7 protein-coding genes and 1 pseudogene are annotated in these 6,851 nt (G+C 47.8%); 5 read left to right on the top strand and 3 right to left on the bottom strand.

The features are described 5' to 3' along the window. Positions 1 to 244 (top strand): annotated as a pseudogene (locus WBV75_RS11090) (universal stress protein); the annotation flags it as partial. On the opposite strand, the gene WBV75_RS11085 reads toward WBV75_RS11090, so the two are convergent. Then, positions 241 to 1,104, bottom strand: coding sequence for a universal stress protein (locus WBV75_RS11085; RefSeq protein WP_424120668.1), 864 nt, complete (start codon positions 1,102 to 1,104; stop codon positions 241 to 243). The pseudogene WBV75_RS11090 and the gene WBV75_RS11085 overlap by 4 nt on opposite strands. Positions 1,105 to 1,300: 196 nt before the next feature. Between WBV75_RS11085 and pta the strand changes: the two genes are divergently transcribed. Both pta and WBV75_RS11075 read left to right on the top strand, forming a co-directional pair. After that, on the top strand, positions 1,301 to 3,400 hold the full coding sequence (gene pta, locus WBV75_RS11080; protein ID WP_424120667.1) for a phosphate acetyltransferase: 2,100 nt from the start codon (positions 1,301 to 1,303) through the stop codon (positions 3,398 to 3,400). A 36-nt stretch (positions 3,401 to 3,436) separates the two neighbouring features. Next, complete coding sequence (locus WBV75_RS11075; RefSeq protein ID WP_424120666.1) at positions 3,437 to 4,639, top strand: acetate/propionate family kinase; 1,203 nt, start codon at positions 3,437 to 3,439, stop codon at positions 4,637 to 4,639. Between the two features lie 81 nt (positions 4,640 to 4,720). Here WBV75_RS11075 and WBV75_RS11070 read toward each other — a convergent pair whose 3' ends face one another. Next, the gene (locus WBV75_RS11070; protein ID WP_424120665.1) at positions 4,721 to 5,143 is read right to left on the bottom strand and encodes a hypothetical protein; all 423 of its coding nucleotides are present in this window, start codon (positions 5,141 to 5,143) and stop codon (positions 4,721 to 4,723) included. 10 nt (positions 5,144 to 5,153) lie between these two features. Next, the gene (locus tag WBV75_RS11065; protein WP_424120664.1) at positions 5,154 to 5,924 is read right to left on the bottom strand and encodes a sigma-70 family RNA polymerase sigma factor; all 771 of its coding nucleotides are present in this window, start codon (positions 5,922 to 5,924) and stop codon (positions 5,154 to 5,156) included. Between the two features lie 165 nt (positions 5,925 to 6,089). Here WBV75_RS11065 and WBV75_RS11060 point away from each other — a divergent pair, with 165 nt between their 5' ends. Continuing rightward, on the top strand, positions 6,090 to 6,419 hold the full coding sequence (locus WBV75_RS11060) for a YtxH domain-containing protein (protein WP_424120663.1): 330 nt from the start codon (positions 6,090 to 6,092) through the stop codon (positions 6,417 to 6,419). Between the two features lie 5 nt (positions 6,420 to 6,424). Further along, on the top strand, positions 6,425 to 6,775 hold the full coding sequence (locus WBV75_RS11055) for a hypothetical protein (protein WP_424120662.1): 351 nt from the start codon (positions 6,425 to 6,427) through the stop codon (positions 6,773 to 6,775). Positions 6,776 to 6,851: the final 76 nt, after the last annotated feature.

Raw genomic sequence — 6,851 nt, 5'->3', positions numbered from 1 at the left:
GGCGTCCCATAAAAAACTCCTTGAAAAACAATTGAAAACTCAGGAAACCCTGTTTGCAGAAGTACCACTCCAAACAACTGTAGCCGATGCGATCCGAAACTATGCGGATACATCCGAGACGGATCTCATTTTCCTGATACGGCATAAACACAGTTTTCTGGAAGCCCTCACAAAAGAAAAAGTGGTAAAGCGTATCGCTTTTGATACACATATACCACTTTTAATCCTGCCCAGGAAGGCCTAGAAGAACAGGGCCTGAAGATTACGCTCATTGAAACTGAGCAGGGGTAGTTGGTTCCGGGAAGCCATTTGTTTGACGCGCCCCCTGTGAAAGAGCTTTTTTGGCACTCCTTTATGGATGCGTTCCAGCATGGCGATCATCCCCGCATGTTGTTTTTCAGTATACTTTTCCAGGGAGGCTATAATATTGTTTGATTCAAGGACTTCAAAGTGAATACGGTCGTAATCAATTTTAGTTAAGACCATTTCGCGGAACCACTCCATCTGTGAATTTCCGGCGTATGATTTATCTGCCGTGACGTGGACCACACGTATGTCTGCATTCCAGATTTTTGCCAGTTCCACAACTTTTTCCAGTGCCTTGATATCCTCCACTTCAAAATCCGTGGCATATACCAGGTCTGTGAGTTTTTCGAACTGGTGGTCTGAAGGTACCGTCAGTACGGGGCACGGCGCTTTGTCAATGAGTTTTTTCGCCGTACTTCCCATAACCAGGTCTTTGAGAACACTTTCTCCCTTCATGCCCACAATAATCATCCGTACATGCCAGTCAGTTGCTTTTGAAATAATCCCGGAGAGGACAGACATATTCTCAACAGCTTCGAAGACAAGGTCTTCCGGGCGGGTTTCAGTTTCGCCTATAATGCTTTCGTAAAAATCGATCAGTTTTTTTCGCTCATGGCCCCCGGTATCCTTTCTCAAATCCGGGAAAGGAGCCTCTAATTGTGTCCCCAAAATTGTAGGCAGGTCGTAGACATGTGTAATCACAAGGCGCATTCCCAGCATTACACTCAGACTGTTGGCATATCTCAGGGCACTTGCCGAGGCCATGGAAAAGTCGGTTGCGTAGAGGATAGATTTCATATTCGTTTGATTTAAGTGTCAGATTCTATTTTATGTCATAAATGTAGTTCAACAGCTGCGATGCCCAAATGATTTGCATCAGTCTGGAAAAGGCCCGGATCAGGCATGAGCTTTAGATTTCACTGATATTTAAAGGAGTTCAGGTTCGAGTTCCTGCGGGAACTCTTACTTTTGTCTTTGTTTCAAATTTTCAGTGATGGAATCCAACAAAGCCATATATATTGCTACTATTGAAGCCAATAGTGGCAAGTCCATAATCGCACTCGGACTCATGCACCTGCTACTGGGTCGGATGGCCCGGGTCGGGTACTTCAGGCCTATAATCAATGATTATCCGGAAGGGGTAGAGGACAACCACATAGCGACCATTCTCTCCTATTTCAAAATTCCCATGCAGTACGAGGAGGCCTATGCCTGTACCCGAAGCGAGGTGGTCCAGAAGAACAGTCGCAACCAGGAGGATCAGGTCCTGGATAAGATTATTGCGGGTTATAAGGCCGTCGAGAGTAAATTTGACTTTGTGCTTGTTGAAGGCACCGATTTTGTGGGAGAAGGAGCGATAATTGAATGGGATTTCAACGTCCTGATCGCTAAAAATCTCGGGATACCGGCCATCATAATTTCCAGTGGGCGCAGTAAGGGCATAGAAGAATTTGAGAACTCCCTGGTGCTGGCCTGCGATTCCTTTGCAGACCGCGGGGTTAAAGTCCTGATGGTGGTTGCCAATAAAATAGAATCTGAAAACCGTGAAATGGTGCTGGAAAGGCTGGAGAAGGAGCTTCCGGCGGATACCTTAATTGCAGCCATTCCCCACAACCCTGCCCTGGCCTATCCCAGTATCCGTGAAATTGTCGCGGCCCTGGATGGAATTGTATTGTTTGGTGAGGACCATCTGGACAATCGGGTTGGGCATTTTGGGGTTGGGGCCATGCAATTGCGGAATTACCTCACCTATATGGGTCAGGACAGCCTGGTTATTACCCCGGGAGACCGGGCCGATATTATATTAGGCGCCCTGCAGGCCAATATTTCCAAAAATTATCCAACGGTTTCGGGGATTTTTCTAACCGGCGGACTCCTACCTGAAGAATCAATCACCAGACTGATCGAGGGGCTTTCCGAAGTCGTTCCGATTATTTCAGTTCAGCAGGGGACTTATGCTGCCACCAATCAGATCGGGGATGTTAAACCCCGTATTTATCCCGAAAACCAAAGAAAAATCGAGCGCTCCCTGAAAGAGTTCTCCAGGTTCGTCCCGGAGGAAGCTTTGGCAGAACGCCTGGTTACCTTCCGCGCCAATGGGATAACCCCCAGGATGTTTCAATACAATCTGTTGAAAATGGCGCAATCCAGGCGCAAGCGCATCGTACTGCCCGAGGGTACCGACGAGCGCATCCTCAGGGCCACCCGCGACCTGATACAAATACAGGCAGTAGATATTACCCTTTTGGGAAATCTAGCTGAAATCCGAAAAAAAGTGGACTTGTTGGGCATCGATCTGGACCTGAACACGGTACAGGTCATAGACCCTATGGATTCGCCTGATGCCGCCGATTACGCCAAGACCCTGTACGAGCTTCGCAAGCACAAGAATATGGATCCCGCCACGGCCCGGGACCTTATGGAAGATGTTTCCTATTACGGTACTATGATGGTCTATAAGGGGCATGCAGATGGTATGGTATCCGGAGCAGTACACACTACACAGCACACCATTCGCCCTGCCCTGCAATTTGTAAAGACCAAACCGGAGGTATCACTGGTCTCCTCCGTCTTCTTCATGTTACTTTCAAATCGTGTTGTGGTCTTCGGGGATTGCGCTATCAATCCGAATCCAACTGCCGAAGAGCTTGCAGCCATTGCTATTACTTCGGCAGATACGACTATTGCTTTCGGACTTGATGCACGCATTGCCATGCTGTCGTATTCCTCCGGAAGTTCCGGTCAGGGTGCGGACGTGGATCGGGTACGGGAGGCTACAGCCCTGGTGCGTAAAGAGCGGCCGGATCTGAAAGTAGAAGGCCCTATTCAGTATGATGCGGCAGTGGATTTGAAAGTAGGTAAGAGTAAACTTCCGGATTCTGAGGTTGCCGGAAGGGCTACGGTTTTTGTGTTTCCGGATCTCAATACCGGGAATAACACGTATAAGGCGGTGCAACGGGAAACAGGAGCCCTGGCCATTGGACCGGTTTTACAAGGGTTGAACAAGCCCGTAAACGACTTGAGCAGGGGTTGTACTGAGGAGGATGTCTTTAACACCGTAGTGATTACGGCCATCCAGGCCCAGAGAGTATAGCCTGGGATTATCGTGGGATATATAAAATAAAAAGTCATGAAGGCAAGGATTCTGGTATTGAATGCAGGGAGCTCCTCCCTGAAATTTCAACTCCTTAACATGCCCGATGAGGATACCATCTGTAAAGGTACCGCAGAGCGACTCGGGACTGAGAACGGATTCCTGTTTGTTGAAATAGGCGGGAAGGAATGGAATGAGGAACTCGGAGCGGCAGATCATAAGCAAGCGCTGGAACGGGTAGCCCAAATTATAAGTGAGATGGAGGTGTCTCAGGCCGCAGATGACCCCGGGATTCATGCCGTGGGGCATCGGGTGGTGCATGGCGGATCTGAGTTTTCATCAACCACTGCCGTTACCGAAAGTGTAAAAAAGCAAATCCGTAAACTCTCGGCATTGGCCCCTTTACACAACCCCCTTAACCTGCAGGGTATTCTTTTAGCCGAATCTCTCTTCCCCGAAGCCTTGCAGGTAGCCGTCTTCGACACGGCTTTTCACCGTAGCATCCCCGACAGAGCCCGATTTTATGCGATTCCGAAGGCTTTGACCGAATCAGAGGGTATTCAGGTGTACGGTTTCCACGGCACCAGCCATAAATATGTATACGACCAACTCGCACCGAAACTGAATAAGGAATCCCGGGTGATTAGCCTGCATCTTGGGAATGGTTGCAGCGCTACCGCTATTCAAGGCGGGAAGAGCGTGGATCACAGCCTGGGGTTTACACCTTCCAATGGGCTGATTATGGGTACCAGAAGCGGGGATATCGATTTTGGAATTATTTTCTATTTGACTGAAACACTGGGATATTCCCAGGATGCGGTCAATACCCTGCTGAACAAGGAAAGTGGCCTTTTGGGCCTTACCGGGTATACAGACCTGAGGGACATACAGCAGGCAGCAGCCGGGGGGGACAGCTCCTGCCAGTTAGCCATGGAGATGATGGCGTATCGGATTCGGAAGTACATCGGGGCGTATACGGCGGCTATGAACGGACTGGATGCCCTTGTATTTACGGCCGGGATGGGAACGCATTCCGCCGAATTACGTCAGATGGTTTGTGCTGATATGGATGTTTTCGGAATTCATCTCGATCAAACACTCAACACCCTTCCCTCCGGGGGGAACCGGGCCATCCACCATGAGGATTCCCGGGTTCAGATTTGGGTGATCCCCACGGATGAAGAACTTGAAATCGCCAGGCAAACCTATGATCTGCTCGAGGGGGAACCCTCAGAATAGGCCCATAGGGATGGCTCTTTCGATCAAAATGCACCTTTTGAAAACAGGCTTTTAATAACAAGTCTTTAGTAGCTCGAGCCTTCAGGTGCGGAAAGCATTTGAATCCCGGGCATAGGAAAAGACCAACGACTTGAATGCCCTGAAATCGGAGTTAAAACGCGTCATTTTTTCTTTCAGGGACCTATGGGTGTCCCGGTATTTCTCATCTGCAATACCTTTTACGCCTTTTTCGATCCGGCTCAACACGTGCTCGTGTTCCCGGATTTCCTCCGCCAGATATTCAAAGAGCATCTGGTGCAGGCGGTCCAGGTCGCGGAGCATTTCGGACGTATCTATTCCTTTTGGCTTCGGGGTTTTAGCACCTTCTAAAAGGGATGTAAAAAAGCGGGTTTCATCCTGCCAGAAGGCCACGGTTTGTAACCATTCCAAGCTTTCCCTATGCAGACCCTCCAGACTTTCGGGCAGCAGATAGTCAAATGTGCTAGGGAGGTTTTTAGTACTCATAATAGTGTTTTTAAGGGTTTTGAAATTCATCTTTGAAGGTATCGCGGAGCAAGTACCGCGCCCGGGTCAGCATCTCGTCAATCCGCGACACTGAAAAGCCTTTGATAAGCGCAATATCCTCAGGGGTGAATAATTGTTCAGTGGCCAGTTCAAAGACAGATCGCATAGTAGGGGGGAGGTTGAAAACGGCGGTTTCTACCAGGCCTTTTGGGTCTTTTTCCCCTTCTTTTCGCTCGAGTAGTGCCATGAGTTCTTCGTGGGAATCATCGAGAAAAATATTTTTGAGCAGATACTCGTGATTTTTATAGGAGATGTCATCGAGTTCGTCCAGCATAACCAGATCCCCATCTCCGTCTGTGCTATACTCTTCCTTCATCTGTTCTCTTTCAGCCCGGGAATACGCATCGATGTCATCGTAAAAGTATGAAGCGAACTCCTCTTCGACCTCCATATCCTCGAGTAACTTATCGGCCCTCTTAAACAGCCAGGCATGGAATTCTCCCGGATCCCCAACCTCATCCAGTTTATCGTTTATGTCTATAATCAACTGGTCAAAAAGGTCTTCTGGTTTATACTTGTTATGTGAAATCACCCCTTTTGAAAGGGCAATTCTCAGCCCACGGGTGATATAGCGTTTTACATCCGGAAGTACTTTAAGCAGTAGTTCGTTAAAGGCCCTTGCCTTGCCTTCGGATCGCAGCCTTTGCAAGGTTGGGAAACTCTCATTTACGTACCGATGGAATTCGGCCTGTCTTTGGTCGTAATGCAGTGTGTTTTTCATCTTACTGATTCCTTAGGGAGTTGACCTTGAAGGTCTTCATTTTCAATTCAAATTAAAATGACCTATATCATTTTGTTCTCCTGAATGATACAGATCATTTCTGAACCCGAAACGGATTTCTAGATTTATAACTCATATAAATGTTTAACCTTTAAACCTTGAGCTATGAAAACAAATAGCGTAAATGTAGTATTCGGACTTCTGGCAGGTGCCGCGATAGGAGCTGGATTTGGGGTGTTATATGCTCCTGATAAGGGCTCAAAAACCCGAAGGATGATAAAGAGAAAGGCTGTTGATGCCAGTAACGACCTGACGCATCGGATTAGTGAGGCTAAAGAACAACTCACACAATCCGCCGCGAAGAAACGCGAAGCCTTTGAGCACCGCCTGGAAGATTCCCTGAGCCAGATGAGTTACAAAGCCGATGATATTATTGCAGGGCTTGAGCATAAACTAGAAGACCTTCGCAAGAAGAACGCCCAACTCCAAAAATAACCCGTATGGCTGCCCCGGCATATCAGGAACCGGTTTTAAAAGTTGTAGGATCTGTGCAGTCCTATGTGGATTCGAGTACGGATTACATTAGATTGCAGGTATTCAAAACGCTCATGCGATTGATGACTTCACTTGTGAAATCTTCAGTTCTGGGCGTTTTGATTATTTTGGCATTGCTATTCCTATCGATTGGTGCTACACTGGCTTTGGGAGCTGGGATAGAGAATTATCCACTGGCTTTCGTACTTATGGGAGTTTTTTACCTCCTTGCAGCTGGCATTGCCTATACTATGAGAGGTCGTTTGGAGCAATGGGTATTGCAATCCTATTCGGATTTATACTGGAATGAAAACTAAATACTATGGAAACCCGGTTTTCGTCATTTGAACAAATTGACAACCGTCTTGAGATGCTGCAGACTCAAAGACAGCT

Source organism: Robiginitalea sp. (assembly GCF_049588695.1).
Taxonomy (GTDB): Bacteria; Bacteroidota; Bacteroidia; order Flavobacteriales; family Flavobacteriaceae; genus Robiginitalea.
This window is presented reverse-complemented; position numbering and strand designations above follow the sequence as displayed.

Excerpts from the sequence above, each read along its gene's own strand:
- WBV75_RS11085 (WP_424120668.1), bottom strand. The coding sequence starts at position 1,104 with ATGAAATCTATCCTCTACGCAACCGACTTTTCCATGGCCTCGGCAAGT.
- pta (WP_424120667.1), top strand. The coding sequence starts at position 1,301 with ATGGAATCCAACAAAGCCATATATATTGCTACTATTGAAGCCAATAGT.
- WBV75_RS11060 (WP_424120663.1), top strand. The coding sequence starts at position 6,090 with ATGAAAACAAATAGCGTAAATGTAGTATTCGGACTTCTGGCAGGTGCC.
- WBV75_RS11070 (WP_424120665.1), bottom strand. The coding sequence starts at position 5,143 with ATGAGTACTAAAAACCTCCCTAGCACATTTGACTATCTGCTGCCCGAA.
- WBV75_RS11075 (WP_424120666.1), top strand. The coding sequence starts at position 3,437 with ATGAAGGCAAGGATTCTGGTATTGAATGCAGGGAGCTCCTCCCTGAAA.
- WBV75_RS11055 (WP_424120662.1), top strand. The coding sequence starts at position 6,425 with ATGGCTGCCCCGGCATATCAGGAACCGGTTTTAAAAGTTGTAGGATCT.
- WBV75_RS11065 (WP_424120664.1), bottom strand. The coding sequence starts at position 5,924 with ATGAAAAACACACTGCATTACGACCAAAGACAGGCCGAATTCCATCGG.